At 43.9% G+C, this 16,847-nt stretch carries 16 protein-coding genes; 14 read left to right on the plus strand and 2 right to left on the minus strand.

The annotated features are described in order from the left end of the window. Window positions 1-14: 14 nt before the first annotated feature. From EV146_RS11910 to EV146_RS11935, 6 genes are all read left to right on the plus strand, one after another. Complete coding sequence (locus EV146_RS11910) at window positions 15-962, plus strand: carbohydrate ABC transporter permease (RefSeq protein WP_132006233.1); 948 nt, start codon at window positions 15-17, stop codon at window positions 960-962. Then, window positions 963-1,802 (plus strand): carbohydrate ABC transporter permease, encoded by an 840-nt coding sequence (locus EV146_RS11915; RefSeq protein WP_132006236.1) that lies wholly within the window; start codon window positions 963-965, stop codon window positions 1,800-1,802. 34 nt (window positions 1,803-1,836) lie between these two features. Further along, on the plus strand, window positions 1,837-2,472 hold the full coding sequence (locus tag EV146_RS11920) for a YesL family protein (RefSeq protein ID WP_132006239.1): 636 nt from the start codon (window positions 1,837-1,839) through the stop codon (window positions 2,470-2,472). Window positions 2,473-2,587: 115 nt separating this feature from the next. After that, window positions 2,588-3,928, plus strand: coding sequence for an ABC transporter substrate-binding protein (locus EV146_RS11925; protein ID WP_132006242.1), 1,341 nt, complete (start codon window positions 2,588-2,590; stop codon window positions 3,926-3,928). Between the two features lie 110 nt (window positions 3,929-4,038). Continuing rightward, window positions 4,039-5,544, plus strand: a complete 1,506-nt coding sequence (gene arfA / locus EV146_RS11930) for an arabinosylfuranosidase ArfA (RefSeq protein ID WP_132006245.1) — start codon at window positions 4,039-4,041, stop codon at window positions 5,542-5,544. 245 nt (window positions 5,545-5,789) lie between these two features. Beyond that, on the plus strand, window positions 5,790-7,985 hold the full coding sequence (locus tag EV146_RS11935; RefSeq protein ID WP_132006248.1) for a dihydroxy-acid dehydratase domain-containing protein: 2,196 nt from the start codon (window positions 5,790-5,792) through the stop codon (window positions 7,983-7,985). 115 nt (window positions 7,986-8,100) lie between these two features. Here EV146_RS11935 and EV146_RS11940 read toward each other — a convergent pair whose 3' ends face one another. Both EV146_RS11940 and EV146_RS11945 read right to left on the minus strand, forming a co-directional pair. Next, window positions 8,101-8,727, minus strand: a complete 627-nt coding sequence (locus EV146_RS11940; protein ID WP_132006251.1) for an FMN-dependent NADH-azoreductase — start codon at window positions 8,725-8,727, stop codon at window positions 8,101-8,103. Window positions 8,728-8,812: 85 nt separating this feature from the next. Continuing rightward, a complete protein-coding gene (locus EV146_RS11945) occupies window positions 8,813-9,250 on the minus strand; it encodes a MarR family winged helix-turn-helix transcriptional regulator (RefSeq protein WP_132006254.1) in 438 nt (145 codons plus the stop codon). Between the two features lie 283 nt (window positions 9,251-9,533). On the opposite strand from EV146_RS11945, the gene EV146_RS11950 reads away from it, so the two are divergent. From EV146_RS11950 to EV146_RS11980, 8 genes are all read left to right on the plus strand, one after another. After that, the gene (locus EV146_RS11950) at window positions 9,534-10,763 is read left to right on the plus strand and encodes an NRAMP family divalent metal transporter (RefSeq protein ID WP_132006257.1); all 1,230 of its coding nucleotides are present in this window, start codon (window positions 9,534-9,536) and stop codon (window positions 10,761-10,763) included. Window positions 10,764-10,783: 20 nt separating this feature from the next. Next, window positions 10,784-11,506: a 5-oxoprolinase subunit PxpB gene (gene pxpB, locus EV146_RS11955; RefSeq protein ID WP_132006260.1), complete on the plus strand. Its 723-nt coding sequence runs from the start codon at window positions 10,784-10,786 to the stop codon at window positions 11,504-11,506. A gap of 13 nt (window positions 11,507-11,519) precedes the next feature. Continuing rightward, window positions 11,520-12,293: a LamB/YcsF family protein gene (locus EV146_RS11960; RefSeq protein ID WP_132006263.1), complete on the plus strand. Its 774-nt coding sequence runs from the start codon at window positions 11,520-11,522 to the stop codon at window positions 12,291-12,293. Continuing rightward, complete coding sequence (locus tag EV146_RS11965; RefSeq protein ID WP_132006265.1) at window positions 12,286-13,242, plus strand: 5-oxoprolinase subunit C family protein; 957 nt, start codon at window positions 12,286-12,288, stop codon at window positions 13,240-13,242. Before EV146_RS11960 ends, EV146_RS11965 begins: the two co-directional genes overlap by 8 nt. 504 nt (window positions 13,243-13,746) lie before the next feature. Then, window positions 13,747-13,896 carry a hypothetical protein gene (locus tag EV146_RS27015; RefSeq protein WP_199232675.1) on the plus strand — a complete coding sequence of 50 codons (150 nt, stop codon included), beginning with the start codon at window positions 13,747-13,749 and terminating at the stop codon, window positions 13,894-13,896. A gap of 355 nt (window positions 13,897-14,251) precedes the next feature. Beyond that, window positions 14,252-15,205 carry an L-lactate dehydrogenase gene (locus tag EV146_RS11970; RefSeq protein WP_132006267.1) on the plus strand — a complete coding sequence of 318 codons (954 nt, stop codon included), beginning with the start codon at window positions 14,252-14,254 and terminating at the stop codon, window positions 15,203-15,205. A gap of 64 nt (window positions 15,206-15,269) precedes the next feature. Beyond that, on the plus strand, window positions 15,270-16,496 hold the full coding sequence (locus EV146_RS11975) for an MFS transporter (protein ID WP_181215866.1): 1,227 nt from the start codon (window positions 15,270-15,272) through the stop codon (window positions 16,494-16,496). Window positions 16,497-16,625: 129 nt separating this feature from the next. Next, window positions 16,626-16,823: a hypothetical protein gene (locus EV146_RS11980; RefSeq protein ID WP_132006273.1), complete on the plus strand. Its 198-nt coding sequence runs from the start codon at window positions 16,626-16,628 to the stop codon at window positions 16,821-16,823. The last annotated feature ends 24 nt before the right edge of the window (window positions 16,824-16,847 follow it).

The raw sequence follows: 16,847 nt of genomic DNA on the forward strand, positions 1-16,847 counted from the left end.
AGGGAGGTTTTAAGATGTTACCTGCGTCGAGGGTAAGAACCCAAGAACTTGCCGAACCAGTCAAGGAACCCAATAAGCTGTTTAAATTTTTAAACTCGAAAAAAGTGGTGCCTTATATTTTTGTTTCTCCATTTATCCTTTCATTTCTGGTATTTTCTTTGTATCCGTCTATTAAAGCGATTATCATGAGCTTCCAAAGTGTTTTGCCGGGTCAGATTACGTTTATTGGTCTGTCAAACTACTCAAGAGTATTTAATCCAACATTCTATAAAGCACTGTCAAATACCACAATATACGTCATATTTACTGTACTGATTTTAACAATTATCCCGATTATCCTTGCTGTGCTTCTAGATTCTAAGCTAGTTAAATTTAAGACTATTTTTCGTGCCTCACTATTTGTACCTGCATTGGCATCTACGATTGTTTCGGGGATGGTCTTCCGGCTGATGTTTGGGGAAACCGACACTGCTGCGGCGAACCAGATACTGAATTGGCTCGGAATGGATTCTGTTGACTGGAGATATAATGCCTGGTCGGGCATGTTCCTGATGGTCCTGCTGTGCTGCTGGAAGTGGATGGGGGTCAATATCCTTTATTTCCTGGCTGGCCTGCAAAATGTTCCAAAAGAATTATATGAAGCAGCTGAAATTGACGGAGCAACAACAATGAAAAAATTCCTGTATGTTACTCTGCCATTTTTAAAGCCTGTCACAATATTTGTAGCTACTATCTCAGTGATTGCTGGTTTTAGAATGTTTGAAGAAAGTTTCGTATTCTGGGAAGCCGGGTCACCCGGGAATATTGGCCTGACGGTTGTTGGGTATCTCTATCAGCAGGGAATTCAGCAGAACGATATGGGATTTGGTGCAGCCATAGGAGTTATACTGATGCTCATCATCTTCATCGTCAGCTTTATTCAGCTTATTCTAACTGGAGCCTTTAAAAAGGAGGATGCATAAATGAAAAAGAAAAAGTCTTCGTTAGCAGCCTGGATTACGAACCTGGCCTTTGTCATCCTATCATTTATTGCTCTTTTTCCGATTATTAGTTTATTGATTTCCTCATTAAGACCATCGTCGGAACTGATGAGAAACGGAATCTCCATCACCTTCGATCCAAGCAGCATCAGCCTCGACAACTATACGTACATCTTCACCCAGGGCGGAAACTATTGGAGCTGGTTCACCAATAGTCTGGTTATTTCGGCGGTTACCATTGTCCTGTCACTGTTCTTTTCTTCAATGGTGGGGTATGCATTGGCACTCTATGATTTTAAAGGAAGGAACCTGATCTTTGGATTCGTTCTCTTTATCTTAATGGTTCCGTTTGAAATCCTGATGCTGCCGCTGTTTCAATTAATGATCAGCATGAACCTGATTAACACCTATACAGCTGTCATCCTTCCTGCCGTCGTTGCACCAGTTGCCGTCTTTTTCTTTAGACAATATGCAGTGGGGCTGCCGAAGGAACTGATGGATTCCGCCCGAATTGACGGGGCTACGGAGTATGGCATTTTCTTTAAAATCATGCTGCCGCTGATGGCGCCGTCGATGGCAGCAATGGCCATCCTTCAGGGTCTGGGAAGCTGGAACAACTTCCTGTGGCCGTTAATCGTGCTGAGGTCAAATGATATGTTCACTTTGCCAATTGGCCTGGCCACATTATTAACGCCTTATGGAAATAACTACGATATATTAATTGCCGGATCTGTCATGACCATTGTGCCGATTATTATTCTCTTCATTTTCTTCCAGCGTTACTTTGTTGCCGGACTGACAGTCGGTGGAGTAAAGGGGTAAGAACAGGCAGCAGATGAAAGAGGTGGATAATAATATGAATGGAAAACAAATCGTGTCAAAACTAGATGCTTTGCTTCAATGGATTGTGCGCCTTGTCCTTCTTAACATCCTGTGGATTCTCTTTTCAGCCCTTGGATTATTTGCAGCCGGTGTTTTTCCAGCTACAGCAGCCGTATTGGCAGTAGCAAGAAAATGGGTAATGGGGGAACAGGATATAAAAATCTGGAGCGCATTCAAGCAAGTCTACCGCCAGGAGTTTTTGGCTGCTAACAGCATGGGCTGGATCCTGTCTGTTATCGGAGCAATCCTTTATTTTAACTACCAGGTAATGACCAGTCATATACAGGAAATGAGCTTTGTTGTTCCGTTTGCATTTTACTTTATTGTCTTTTTCTATACCATGCTTGTCATTTGGTCCTTCCCGTTGCTGGCGCATTATAAAGCGAACTGGCATCAGCATTTTAAAAATGCCATTATCATTGGTCTGACAAAAATCCATTACACCATCGTATGTGGAGCTGTTGTTTTTGCAGTCCTGTACTTTTCGCTCAGCTTTCCAGGTCTGTTGCCTTTCTTCACGATCAGCACGATAGGGGTTGGATGTATGTGGCTGGCACTTCAGATTTTCAGCCAGCTGGACCAGGATCAAACCCATCAGGCTGCCAACTGACAGGAAAATTTTGTAAGCGTTATCCGCTGGCTGTTCTTCCAGCTTAAGGGAGGTGAGCGTCTCTTAGATACTCTTTTGATTTCAGCTTTCAAAATTAGAATTAGGGGGAAAGAAAATGAAAAAGAAAAGTTTGTTAACCGTCCTTTTTTTCTTACTATCAACCCTGTTAATGGCATGCAGCGGCGGTGGCGGCAGCTCGACATCGGGAGAAGCAACCGAGAAGGAGGTAATCGGGGCAGATGAAAAAGATGCTACCGAATTAAAATACTGGACCTTCGTAGAATTGCACATGGATTTCTTTAAAGATGCAGTCCCTCGCTGGAATGAACTGCATCCTGACAAAAAAATCAAATTGGTTGCCGAGACATTCCCGTACGATCAAATGCACAATAACTTGCTGCTGGCTTTACAGTCCGGCAAAGGTGCTCCGGACATTTCTGATATCGAGGTAGGCCGTTTCCCTAACTTCCTTCAGGGTGAACCGCAATTATTGCCGATGAACGAGTATGTAGACCCTGAAAAGGCTAATTTCGTTGAATCACGATTGAACCTATATGCCAAAGATGGAAACTACTATGGCATGCCAACACACGTTGGAGCTACTGTAATGTACTACAATAAAGAAATTATGGATGCTGCCGGTGTAGATATTGATTCGATCAAAACATGGGATGACTATGTAGAAGCAGGTAAAAAAGTAGTTGAAAAGACAGATGCTGTCATGACAAATGTACATACTGGGGATGCCACCCAGTTTCAGCAAATGATCAGCCAGCAAGGCTCCGATTTATTTGATGAGTCAGGAAAACTGACTGTTGACAGTGAAAAGAATGTTAAAACTCTTTCATTATTAAACGATATGCTTTACAAGCATAAAATTGCCGAGCTTACCCCAGGCGGAGAGCCGCATGCTGAAGAATACTATTCTTATATGAATGATGGAAAAGCTGCTTCGATTTCAATGCCTTTATGGTATATGGGCCGTTTTACTGATTATATGCAGGACCTGAAAGGTAAAATGGTCATCCGTCCATTGCCAGCCTGGGAAGAAGGCGGCGGCCGCTCTGTCGGTATTGGCGGAACTGGTACTGTCGTTACTAACCAGACGAAGCATGCTGATCTTGCAAGAGAGTTCCTGGCATTTGCGAAGCTTTCCAAAGAAGCGAATATCAAATTATGGACTGTTTTAGGTTTTGACCCTCCACGATGGGATGTTTGGGAAGAACCAGCTGTCCGTGAAGATAATAAATTCTATCAATTCTTTGGAAATGACATCTTTGATACGTTGCTGGACATTAAAGAAGAAATTCCAGGGATCAATGTTACAGAGCATTACCCGGATGTGCTGACAGAGTTGAATACCAATACGTTAAACAATGTTCTGAGACAGAAAAAAGAGTCTCCTGAAGAAGCTTTAAAGCAGGCGCAAAAAACAGTAGAAGCCAACATAAAATAATAGATCTCATAACTAAATAGGTTGAAAGGGCCTGAACGCTTTTTTCGAAAGGGTCCGGCCCTTTTCTTTTCATGATGGATAAAAAGAGTTGAAGCTGAAAGGAGAAAAAAATGAGTAAAAAAGCAAAAATGATACTGGAAAAGGACTTTAAAGTTTCAGAAATTGATAATCGTATTTATGGGTCGTTCGTTGAGCATTTAGGGCGCGCTGTTTATGGAGGAATTTATGAGCCAGGCCACCCGCAGGCAGATGAATACGGCTTCCGCCAGGATGTGATTGAAATGGTGAGAGAATTGCAGGTACCGCTCGTCCGTTACCCAGGCGGCAACTTTGTTTCCGGATATAACTGGGAAGACGGAGTAGGTCCAGTGGAGGACCGGCCGCGCCGATTAGAACTTGCCTGGCGGACAACGGAAACAAACGAAATTGGCACAAATGAATTTATGAAATGGGCAAAGCTTGTAAATGCAGAAGTGAACATGGCGGTAAATCTTGGAACAAGAGGTATCGATGCGGCCAGAAATTTAGTAGAATACTGCAACCATCCGGGCGGTTCCTATTACAGTGATTTACGTATTTCCCACGGAGTGAGGGAACCACATAAAATCAAGACCTGGTGTCTGGGTAACGAAATGGATGGTCCATGGCAGATTGGGCATAAAACGGCTGCCGAATATGGACGGGTTGCCCAGGAAGCCGCAAAAGTAATGAAATGGGTGGATCCTTCCATTGAATTGGTTGCCTGCGGCAGTTCTAATCGAAGCATGCCTACATTCGCAGATTGGGAAGCTACTGTACTTGACCATACATATGACCATGTTGAATTTATCTCTTTACACCAATACTACGGTAATAGGGATAATGATATTTCCAATTATCTGGCCCTGTCCCTGGAAATGGATGATTTTATCAAATCCGTAATTTCCATTGCCGACTATATTAAAGCAAAGAAGAGGGGCAAAAAGAACATCAATCTTTCATTCGATGAATGGAACGTCTGGTATCACAGCAGGGAGCAGGACAAGCTGATAGAGCCGTGGAGTGTTGCACCTCCTCAGCTTGAGGATATTTATAATTTTGAAGATGCTTTACTGGTCGGCTCTATGCTTATTACTTTATTGAAGCATGCTGACCGTGTAAAAATTGCATGCCTGGCCCAGCTTGTGAATGTGATTGCCCCAATTATGACAGAAGAGAACGGTCCTGCATGGAAACAAACGATCTTCTATCCATATATGCATACTTCTGTTTACGGCCGGGGTGTGGCATTGAATCCAATTATTTCGTGTCCAAAATACGACAGCAAGGATTTTACCGATGTGCCGGTGCTGGATTCAACGGCTGTTTACAATGAGGAAAATGAACAATTGACCATCTTTGCGGTCAACCGTGATTTACAGGAAGGGCTGCACCTGGAGTGTGACATTCGCAATTTTGATGGATATAAGGTGATTGAGCATATTGTACTGGAGAACGACGATCTTAAGCAAACCAACTCTGCCCAAAGCACACCTGTTGCCCCTCATTCCAATGGAAATGCAGAACTTGAGTCAGGGATCCTGATCGCTAACCTCCCGAAGCTTTCCTGGAATGTGATTCGTCTCGCGAAGAAGTAAGAAAGAAGGGCCATGTCTTTACTATCTATTTTTGTAAAGATATGGCCCTTGTGATTTTACCCAGGCAAACAATGAGAAGCAGGCAATCGGCTTTTCGGAGAAAGGACATGTGAAGGAAAGCTATACCAATAAATTGAGAACAATCTTGCTAGATTTATATGATAGTTCCACAGAGCTGAATGGCTGGTCAAGCTGTTTCAGTCTATCCTAAATATCGAGTTTTAATCTAGAGGAGGCCTTAAGGAATGTCGGGTACAGATGCGAGGAAAAAGCCAAGAATTCATAATCATAATAATCCTTATCGGGATAATGTTCAGGGAAAGGCAAATGAACCAATTACGGTTGCTGGTTTATTGGATCGTGCAAAAAAACTGGTTGGCATCAGCGGAAGCGTTCCGGTTTCAGACTGGACTCTAGAAGAAATTTATAATCGGCTAGAAGAAAATGCACCCCGAATTGCCATTATTGGCGGTTCAGCAGACCATCCTGCCCATATCCTGGACATGGAAACTGTATCTCGCGCGGCATTAATCATCTGGGAGGAAGGTGGACTTCCGTTTTATTTTAGCACTCCGGTTCTTTGTGACGGCACGGCACAAAGCAATATGGGGATGTCCTATTCGTTGCAAAGCCGGAATGCCATTGCAGAAATTGTGGTTAACCAGATGGAAGCGCATTCTTATCACGGTGCTTTTGTCATACAGGGCTGTGACAAACAGCCGCTTGCAGTCTTAAGCGGACTGGCATTATTAGACCGTGTTCGGCGGCTGCGCGGGGAAGCCCCTGTCTTTGCTTCCTTTGCTCCTTCCCATGTGTTAAAGGGAGGGGAAATTCCAGATGATTTGAAAAAGGAATTGACCAATGTCGCGGAACGAGCTATTCAGATGGGAGAACAAAATATTGCCGACGATATCTTCGATGCTCTCAGTTATATCCTTCAATGCTCATCAAACACTCAATTTCAAGGTGTGTTGGTCCGGGCAGTTGAACAGGGGATTATTACGTTTAAAGAGCAAAAATACTTTGAAAAATGGCTGGCAGTCAATACTTGCGATGCTGCCGGGGGGATTTGTGCCTTCCACGGGACAGGGAACAGTTCAAGAGATATCATGGCGGGATTGGGTTTTGTCCACCCGGAACTGGAGCTGTTAACTGAGCCTCCAACAACTGAACAGCTGAGGCCAGCCATTGAGGCTCTCTTCTCCATCGCCAACCGGCCGGAATGCAGTGCTGCTGAACTGATTGGTGCCAATATTGCCAATGCGGTTCGTATTCATAGTTCTGCCGGAGGTTCTTCCAATTTGATGATGCACATAGTAGGGGCAATGATTTATGCCGGATATCAATTCTCGCTGTGGGATCTGGAGAAAATTCATCAATCGCATCCGATTCCCGATTTATTTGACTACAGTCTGACAGAGGGAAGGGACATATTTGCTTTGGCCCAGCAATGTTGTTCCGGCACAATCAGGGGAATGGAAACACTATTCTATGAATTGCTTCAAAATGAAGTTCCGATGGATTCGGATGCTCTTACAGTCACGGGTCAAACATGGAAGGAAAGATTAAGCAATACCAGGGGATTAAGTGCCGACGGTGTGAAAGATAATCCCATTATTTTAAGCAAACCCCGGAGAAAATACAGTGGAGTGGATGTGCTGCGGGGGAACTTCTTTGAGAGTGCGGTTGTGAAGATCAGCGGGATGTCTACCTATCAATTAAATCAGTTTGATGAGAAAGTTTCGTTCGTTCTCTACTTTGAGAATGAAGATGAGGCAAACAAGCAGCTTCTCAATGAAAAGCTTCTTGAAGAGCTCAGGGAGTCAAAAGTATTTCCACATGAGCATTTATTGCAAATGTGGAAATTTAATCAGCCAGAAAGCTTTTTAGGAGCCGGGTCTTTAAACTACGATCATTTATTTAATCAAATGGTCAAAGATCAAATCTTGAAGCTGGCAATCATTATTGCCGGCCAAGGCCCCGAGGCATTTGGAATGCCGGAAATGTTCACGCCTATGCAGCATATCAATGCCAACCGTCAGCTTAAAACATTGGCTACTCTTATCAGTGATGGCCGTTATTCTGGGGTATCCTACGGGGCGGCAATTGGTCATATGACTCCTGAAGCATTTAATGACGGAGGATTATTATTTCTGCGGAAGGGAGATTTGCTGCATTTACGGTTCCGTTCCAGACGTATTGAACTGCTCGATCCGCAGGAGTTTAGTGCCGGTAAAATTCACCTCTACCAGGGTGACTTGAAAGTCGAACGGGAAGTTCTCGGCAAGAAGAGGAAGAGTACGCTGAGAAAACGGCAAAAAACCGTTGCAGCCTCTAATCGTTTAACAGGGTGCACCGATGCATCGGAAGGAGTGGTTCCATTGCCGGTAAAAATGGACGCAGAAATTCCAACTGCATCTACACTAATTCAAAATGCATAGGAAGTATGGGAAGATACAGCTATTTCACGACACTCCACCTGTTGTTTTTAAATGATAAATAGAAAACCAGGGTACAGTTTACAGGACCCTGGTTTTCTATTTATTAATTAGTCTATTAGAATTCTTTTGCGATCGCTGCTGCTTTTTCTAATCCATCTGCGATAATTTTTTCTGACTGGTCAGGGAATTGGTTGTGGCCTTCAATAATTACAGTTGCAGCATCCTGTACTCCCCAGAATCCAAGCATTGTCTTAACGAAATTAACGGCCATTTCGGAAGCCTGTGCAGGGCCTTCGGAATACACTCCACCGCGAGCATTTAAGAGTGCAACTTTCTTGTCAGTAAGTAAACCAACAGGACCTTCAGCTGTATAACGGAATGTCTTGCCAGCCTGTGCCAAATAGTCCAGATAAGTGTGTAACACTGCTGGTACAGTGAAGTTCCATAATGGGAAAGCTAAAACGATTTTATCAGCAGCCAGGAATTGATCAAGATATTTGTTGACCAGATCGGTTGCTTCCTTTTCGGAAGGAGTTAATTCCATCCCTCTTGAGAGTTTGAACATGCCATTGATTTTATCGTTATCGTAATATGGCAGATTTTCTTCAAATAGGTCGAGTTCAGTAATGGTATCCTCCGGATGAGAAGCTTTATAGCTTTCAAGGAAAGAATAGTAAAGCTTAACACTTACTGCCTGCTCGATCGGGCGTGAATTGGCCTTGATGAATAATACATTTGACATAAAAAAAACCTCCAATTGATTCTGATTGGACAGGGTTGTAATACCCTGCTATTAAGTTGTTATAGCAACCAAAAGGGAAATGGCATCAATTCAATGAGTTCTGGACATTTTCCCTGATTTTTGCCAGCAATCTCTCCAGCTCAAAAAGTTCATCTTCTGAAATTCCCCTGCAGACGATTTCATTAAACTCCTCTGCAATTGGAATAATGCTTGAGCCAAGCTCCTGGCCACGCTTAGTAAGGTACAGCCTTACGGATCGCCGGTCTTCAGGGCATTGAATTCTTTTAATGAATCCTTTCCGCTCCAGGCTTGATGCCATTCTGGCAATATTCGTTTTATCTTTTTCAAGCTTTTCGACCAGTTGATTCTGGGTTAAGCCATCGTGCTCCCATAACAGCATTAAAATTAAATTTTGTTCGGGTGCAAGATTGTACGGCTCGAATCTTGCTTTAATAAAGCTGGTAAGCAATAGGTCCGTTTTATGAATTTTAATACTGATATAATCCTGAAATGTTAATTTCAAAGGAATCCCTCTTTTTAGTTGCTATACCTACTAAATCAAAATTAATTATAGGAACAGCAGGATAAAATGTCAATAAATAGAGCCTACAATAAAAAAAACTTAGTAGTGATATATAGTATTGACCATCAATCACAGTTTTATAAAAATGGTTGTTGGAGAATGGACCGGATCAATATCCTCATCTATGAACCGTATCACAAAGCGGCAAAGCTATGACATAACACAAATATCAAAAGCCCATACTAAACAAGCAGACGATTATTATAGTTAAAGGGGTTCATGCATGGGTAGACAGCAGCAGGAAGGACGTACAGGGGTAAAAAGACCAATAAAAAGTAAATGGGGAGTCTTGCTTGGTGCAGCTTTCCTGATGGGCTCATCCGCTATTGGGCCGGGATTTTTAACACAGACGGCAGTGTTTACAGAGCAATTACTGGCCAGCTTTGGATTTGTTATTTTAATGTCGATTATTTTTGATATTGGTGTACAGGTCAATGTTTGGAGAATCATAGCAGTATCCAGAAAAAGAGGCCAGGATATTGCTAATATGGTGCTGCCTGGCCTTGGATATTTCCTGGCATTTGCAGTTGCATTGGGAGGCCTTGCATTTAACATCGGGAATGTCGGCGGGGCCGGGCTTGGACTCAATGTTTTATTTGGGGTCGACCCCGCCATGGGAGCCATTATTACCGGAGTTATTGCCGTCGGTATTTTTCTGTCAAAAGAAGCGGGAGCAGCGATGGACCAAATTGCCAGGGCTTTAGGGCTGATCATGGTCCTGTTGACCCTCTATGTTGCTTTTCGGAGCAATCCCCCGGTCGGCGACGCGATTATTTATACTTTTGCACCGGAAAAGCTTGATCTGTTTGCGATCATTACACTGGTTGGCGGTACTGTAGGCGGATATATTACATTTGCAGGCGGGCATCGTTTGCTGGATGCAGGCATAGCTGGAAGGGAGAATCTCCAAAATGTAACAAAAAGCGCTGTTTCCGGTATAATTATAGCATCTGTTATGCGCATCTTCCTGTTCCTTGCCGTATTGGGTGTAGTATCGACGGGCTTTGCCCTGGATCCGGCAAATCCGCCGGCATCTGTTTTTGAGCAGGCTGCCGGAGCCGCAGGTTACAAGATGTTTGGATTGATTTTATGGGCCGCAGGGATTACATCAGTGGTTGGGGCAGCCTACACATCTGTTTCATTCCTTCGGACATTGTCAGGTAAAATTGACCGGAATCACCAAAAAGTTACGATTGGGTTTATCATTGTTTCCACCATCATTTATATAATCATTGGGAAGCCGATCGTCCTGCTGATTCTTGCAGGTGCATTTAATGGACTGGTGCTTCCGCTTGCCCTGGGAGCGATATTGGTGGCGGCGCACAATACATCCATTGTTGGTGATTATAAACATCCAATATGGCTTACGATTTTTGGCTGGATTGTCTTTTTGGGAACAGCTTATTTGGCGGCAGTAACCTTAAAAGACCAAATATCTCAGTTATTTTCATAAACTTTGAGGGAGGGGAATGAATGAAACCTGAGACTTTTCCGCTGGGGGACACCGGAATACAGTTATTGTTTGGAAATGAAATCTCTGAAAAGATCAATCAGGAAATCCGGCAATTTGCCGACAGCTTAAGAAGGTATCCAGTTAACGGCATTATTGAATGGGTGCCTGCCTATACGACGTTAACGATTTTTTACCGTCCGGACATCATCACTTACCATGAAATATGCAAGGTGCTTGAATCCAAATATATGGACTTGCAGGGAGGAGTGGCTGAGCCTACTTCTCTTATTTATGAAATACCTACCTTATATGGAGGAGAATCAGGGACTGATCTAGATTTTGTTGCAAACTATAATGGAATTACCAGGGAAGAAGTGATTTCCGTTCATACCGGACAGGACTATCTGATCTATATGATGGGGTTTATGCCCGGCTTCCCTTATTTAGGGGGGATGTCACCCAAAATAGCAGCGCCGCGGCGTGATAACCCAAGAGCTAAAATTTCTGCAGGGTCTGTGGGGATTGCGGGGGAACAAACCGGCATCTACCCTATAGAGACTCCAGGCGGCTGGCAAATTATCGGCAAGACTCCTGTGAAGCTTTATGATCCGGACAGCAAGAATCCGATTCTCCTATCTTCCGGCCATTATCTTCGGTTTATCCCAATAAGCAAAAGTGAATACGATGAAATTGAAAATGCAGTAAACAGTGGGACTTTCATCGTTAAAGCGAAAAAAAAATAAGGGGGAATCCAGGGTGATATCCATTGATTTAAACAGTGATCTAGGTGAAAGCTTTGGGGCTTATACAATCGGAAACGATGAGGAAGTCCTGAAGTACATATCTTCCGCCAATATTGCATGCGGTTTTCACGCAGGTGACCCTAACGTCATGATGAAGACGGTGCGTTTGGCCTGTTCTCTCGGCGTAGGGATTGGAGCTCATCCAGGTTTCCCTGATCTTGCCGGATTTGGACGGAGGAACATGCAATTGTCTCCTGAAGAGATTTTCAATCTTGTCGTCTATCAGGTCGGAGCCATACAGGGGGCAGCTAAAGCAATCGATGCAAAAGTTCGGCATGTCAAGCCGCATGGGGCGCTTTATAATATGGCTTCCGTCAATCGGGATATTGCCGGGGCTGTTGCAAGAGCAGTACGGGCGGTTGATCCTCAGCTGGTTTTGTTCGGCCTGGCTGGCAGCGAGCTGATTCAGGCGGGTGAAGAAATGGGATTAAAGGTGGCACGGGAAGTTTTTGCGGACAGAACCTACCAGCCTGATGGAACACTTACACCGCGCTCACAGCAAAACGCAGTCATCCAAGATGCCGACGAAGCTGTTCTGCGTGTGCTCAAAATGGTCAAGGAAGGGAAAGTAACGGCAGTAAATGGACAGGATATCTTCATTCAGGCTGACACCATCTGCGTCCATGGGGATGAAGAAAAAGCATTAGAGTTTGTGAAAAAATTAAGGACTGCCCTATTGGCAGAAAAGATAGAAATACGCAGCTTTGGAGTTGGTAGCCATGACTAGCCCGCTGTTTCAAGTGGTAAAACCAGGGCTTCTGACTTCGTTCCAGGATTTGGGCCGAACGGGCTACCAGGAATTTGGAGTGGTGGTTTCCGGTGCTATGGATGATTATGCCCTGCAAATGGCGAATCTCCTTGTAGGGAATGACAGGAACGAGGCTGCCCTGGAGGTCACTTTAATGGGGCCCACGCTCAAGGTACTGGAGGAAGCAGTCATTTCCATATGCGGGGGGGATCTTTCTCCAACAGTGAATGGAGTAAAGGCTCCCATGTGGAAAAGTTTCAGAGTAAAAAATGGGGATGTAATTGAATTTGGCCGCCCTGTTGAAGGTGCCCGTGCCTACATTGCTTTGGGCGGGGGATTTGATCTTCCGGAGATCATGGGAAGCAAGTCAACCTTTTTAAAAGCAAAGCTGGGAGGACTGAATGGGCGTCCCATTGAAAGGGATGCTATTTTGCATGGAACAGAAGCCGGCCGGGGGACTGCCGGACGCTCGCTTCATGCTGCTGAAATTCCTCGTTACCGGAAAGAAATGGTGATAAGAGTTTGTTTAGGGCCTCATCTTCATGCTTTCTCAGATTCATCCATCCAAACATTTTTATCTTCCATTTATGAAGTAACCCCGCAATCAGATCGGATGGGGTACAGGCTTAAGGGACCTCGAATTAAACATCAGACATCTGCGGATATTATTTCAGAAGCAATCCCGCTGGGCGGAATTCAGGTCCCTGCCAATGGGGAACCAATCATTTTAATGGCAGATCGCCAAACAACCGGGGGATATACCAGAATCGCAACAGTCATTTCGACTGATATTCCATTGCTGGCGCAGGCATTGCCCGGATGTCTGCTTCGCTTTGTTGCCATTCCGGTAGAAGAAGCACAGCAACTTTACAGAAGGAGAGCAAAGCTCCTTCGTGTATTAGAAATGGTGGCCAGGTCCAACCGTTAATCCCTGTGTCAACAATATGATTAAGGCTGCCAAGCAGGCGAACAGGCTCCCAGTGGCCTGTTCTTATTTTTATCGAGAAAGTTCGGAAAAATGAAAAGGCCTATTTCCATCCCTCCACTGAAGGTTTTAGTGTCATGAGCTTTATGAAGACCACTTTGGGTTTGAACCTCTCGGGTATCGGTCCTCATGAGTCATATGAAGACCATTTTGGGCTTGAACCTCTCGAGTAACGGTCCTCATGAGTAATATGAAGACCATTTTGGGCTTGAACCTCTCGGGTAACGTTCCTCATGAGGGTTATGAAGGCCTCTTTGGGTTTGAACCTCTCGAGTATCGTTCCTCATGAGGCTTATGAAGACCATTTTGGGCTTGGACCTCTCGAGTATCGTTCCTCATGAGGGTTATGAAGACCATTTTGGGCTCGGACCTCTCGGGTAACGTTCCTCATGAGGCTTATGAAGGCCTCTTTGGGTAACCTCTCGAGTATCGTTCCTCATGAGCCATATGAAGACCATTTTGGGTCTGAACCTCTCGAGTATCGTTCCTCATGAGCCATATGAAGACCAATTTGGCTCGGACCTCTCGAGTATCGGTCCTCATGAGGCTTATGAAGACCATTTTGGGCTTGGACCTCTCGAGTATCGTTCCTCATGAGGGTTATGAAGACCATTTTGGGCTCGGACCTCTCGGGTAACGTTCCTCATGAGGCTTATGAAGGCCACTTTGGGCTCGGACCATTTCAAGGTTTCGTCATTCATGCACTAGGTGAAGACCTATCTTGCAAAAATGAAATGATTGTCGTACACAGACGGGTAGCTGTCTTTTTATATTTTTATTCTGGAAGATAGACGTTCAAAAGTTCATATACTTTTCACAAATCATGTGAAAAACTTCACAAATTGGTGCTATACTTTCGTTATTAACTTAACTATAGTAAAAAGCTTTCCGCTAACAGCCAGATTTGTTAACAGCAGAAATGCAGCTTTTGATTTGAAAAGGGACTTTCCAAATGAAAAACAGTCTAGTAAATCGTGTTGTATTAATTGGCACAGGTGCCGTAGGTTGCAGTTATGCCTACTCTATGATCAATCAGGGAGTTGCCGAGGAATTGGTTCTTATAGATGTGAATGAAGCGAAGTCGGAAGGGGAAGCGATGGACCTGAACCACGGTATGCCGTTTGCCCCCTCTCCAACAAAGGTGTGGAGCGGTTCTTACGAGGATTGCGGCAGTGCAGATCTGGTGGTCATTACGGCTGGGCTCGCGCAAAAACCAGGTGAGACACGTCTTGAATTGGTAGAAAAGAATACCAGGATCTTTAAAACGATCGTTAAAAACGTGATGAACAGCGGCTTTGACGGGATTTTCCTGGTGGCTACTAACCCGGTTGATATTTTAACACATGTAACAATGAAAGAATCAGGGCTGCCAAAAGAACGTGTCATTGGTTCAGGAACAGTTTTAGACTCAGCTCGCCTGCGTTTTGCACTGGGGCAGTTTTTCGATGTGGATACTAGAAATGTCCATGCCTATATCATAGGGGAGCATGGAGATACTGAGCTGCCAGTCTGGAGCCATACTTCTATTGGAGTAAAGCAGCTTGACACCGTCCTGGAAGCGAAAAATGATCTGAACAAAGAATCTCTGGAGGACATTTTCGTGAATGTTCGTGATGCTGCTTATCACATTATCGAGCGAAAAGGGGCAACTTACTATGGAATTGGAATGTCGCTCGTCCGTATCACAAAAGCCATTTTAAATAATGAAAACAGCATTCTGACTGTTTCTGCTTATTTAAATGGTGAGTATGGACATCAGGATGTATATATCGGAGTTCCTGCCGTCATCAATCGAGATGGAATCCGCGAGGTCATCGAGCTGGAGCTGAATGAAAAAGAAAAAGACCAATTTGACCGCTCTGTTTCCGTATTAAAAGAAACCTTGAAACCAGGTGCTGAAGTCTAGATATCTTGCAGTTCCAGAAACTTGAAGCCTTGAAATCAAATTTCGAATGATAGCAGGTGGCGGTATGGAAACAATGAATACGACAAAAAAAGGTTATTTTATGATGGCTGTCCTGTGGCTGGCGTATGTAACCTTTGCAATGAACTGGGTTGCCGGGTCTTCCCTGACACCGCAAATCACTGAAACCTTTTTTGGCGGCCCCGTGAAGCCTGTCATATCTCAGCTGGTTAATTACTCTATTACAACTGCACGTGTATTTGCGAACATTCTCGCAGCGGTCGTATTAATGAAGTTAGGGCCAAGAAAAGCGGGAGGAACGGCCATTGGACTGTTAATGATGGGCCTTGTTGCTATCTATCTGCCAAATTACTGGGCATATACAGCGGCAAGAATGGTGATGGCCGTAGGTGGATCAATGGTGATTGTCTATATGAACCCTGTAGTTGCTCACTATATCACAAATTCAAAAGTGAAACTGCAAATCAATGCGGCTAATACCGTTGCCTACAACGCAGGTGCATTTATTGTGGCTATTTTATTTACCCTGTTCGCCAGCCAGATGATCGAGAACTGGCGGATGACACTGACGTTTTTCGCATCCTTGACCATCCTGTTCTTTGCAGGCTGGCTTTGGAAGGCGGAAAACTTTGAAACAAATGCCGGCGTTGGCAAGGAAGGCGAGGCCTATGGATATAAGGATGCGCTGAAGGATGGATTCGTATGGCGATACGGTCTGGCCTTTGCCTCTTTTTTAACTTTGTATGTATTATCGTTGGTAAGCTTTAAAGCGATTTTTGACGAATATACATTATTAAACGGTTCTGTTACTAACCTGTTGATATCCGGGTTTGGAATTCTGGGGACGTTCGCCGGAATAAAAATAGGAAATAAAGGGGTTATGCGGAAACCCACTTTGATTGTGACAGGAATTGTCATGGTAGGAACATTTGCGCTCGCATTGGTGTTTGCCAATTCTCTGCCGATTGTATCTTATTCGATGATTGCACTTTCAGGGTTTGCCATGTATGTCCAGTATCCCATATTTTTGAATCTTCCCCATGAATTGAAAGGAATGACTCCACATAGATTGACAATTATGTTCGGTTTATTCTGGGCATTGGCCTATGCAGGGCAAACGATTGCGACTATTGTTTGGAGTTTTATTTTAGGCTCAGCCGGATATATTCCCTCAATGATTTTCTTTATATCTGCCTCTTGCTTATATATCTTCCTGGTGGCTACCTTCCCTGAAACAAGACAGAAGGGCGTGGAAGCCAGGAAAGCGGCATGAGCTGAATATATGTGATAAAAAGTCCATTTCATCGATTTGGACTTTTTTGTTTGTAAAAGTTTGGATTTCCGTCATCCTTAATATGCTAATATAGATATGACAGAATTTTAAGAAAAGGTAGGGGCAAAATTGAATAAGAAAAATAGATTGGCTCTCAGGGTTTCTTTATTTGTATTAGTGGGTTTTCCACTTATTTTTTTATTTGTTTCGTTTCTGACCGGAAACTGGAATTTCCTAATTTATAGTCTACCTTCTGCCTTTGCTGCCGGATTTCCTGGATTTATGGTTGCTGTTCAGCAAATGAAACAGGAACGGAATAATGCTTGATTCTATATTTATGGGAAGGAAAAA

The sequence above is a fragment of the Mesobacillus foraminis genome, assembly GCF_004340465.1.
Lineage (GTDB): Bacteria > Bacillota > Bacilli > Bacillales > Cytobacillaceae > Mesobacillus_B > Mesobacillus_B foraminis.

Bases quoted from the DNA above. Each gene is read 5' to 3' on its own strand.
- EV146_RS11965 (WP_132006265.1), top strand. From the start codon at position 12,286: ATGACTAGCCCGCTGTTTCAAGTGGTAAAACCAGGGCTTCTGACTTCG.
- EV146_RS11910 (WP_132006233.1), top strand. From the start codon at position 15: ATGTTACCTGCGTCGAGGGTAAGAACCCAAGAACTTGCCGAACCAGTC.
- EV146_RS11925 (WP_132006242.1), top strand. From the start codon at position 2,588: ATGAAAAAGAAAAGTTTGTTAACCGTCCTTTTTTTCTTACTATCAACC.
- EV146_RS11975 (WP_181215866.1), top strand. From the start codon at position 15,270: ATGGAAACAATGAATACGACAAAAAAAGGTTATTTTATGATGGCTGTC.
- pxpB (WP_132006260.1), top strand. From the start codon at position 10,784: ATGAAACCTGAGACTTTTCCGCTGGGGGACACCGGAATACAGTTATTG.
- EV146_RS11950 (WP_132006257.1), top strand. From the start codon at position 9,534: ATGGGTAGACAGCAGCAGGAAGGACGTACAGGGGTAAAAAGACCAATA.
- EV146_RS11935 (WP_132006248.1), top strand. From the start codon at position 5,790: ATGTCGGGTACAGATGCGAGGAAAAAGCCAAGAATTCATAATCATAAT.
- EV146_RS11940 (WP_132006251.1), bottom strand. From the start codon at position 8,727: ATGTCAAATGTATTATTCATCAAGGCCAATTCACGCCCGATCGAGCAG.
- EV146_RS27015 (WP_199232675.1), top strand. From the start codon at position 13,747: ATGAAGACCATTTTGGGTCTGAACCTCTCGAGTATCGTTCCTCATGAG.
- EV146_RS11970 (WP_132006267.1), top strand. From the start codon at position 14,252: ATGAAAAACAGTCTAGTAAATCGTGTTGTATTAATTGGCACAGGTGCC.
- EV146_RS11915 (WP_132006236.1), top strand. From the start codon at position 963: ATGAAAAAGAAAAAGTCTTCGTTAGCAGCCTGGATTACGAACCTGGCC.
- EV146_RS11920 (WP_132006239.1), top strand. From the start codon at position 1,837: ATGAATGGAAAACAAATCGTGTCAAAACTAGATGCTTTGCTTCAATGG.
- arfA (WP_132006245.1), top strand. From the start codon at position 4,039: ATGAGTAAAAAAGCAAAAATGATACTGGAAAAGGACTTTAAAGTTTCA.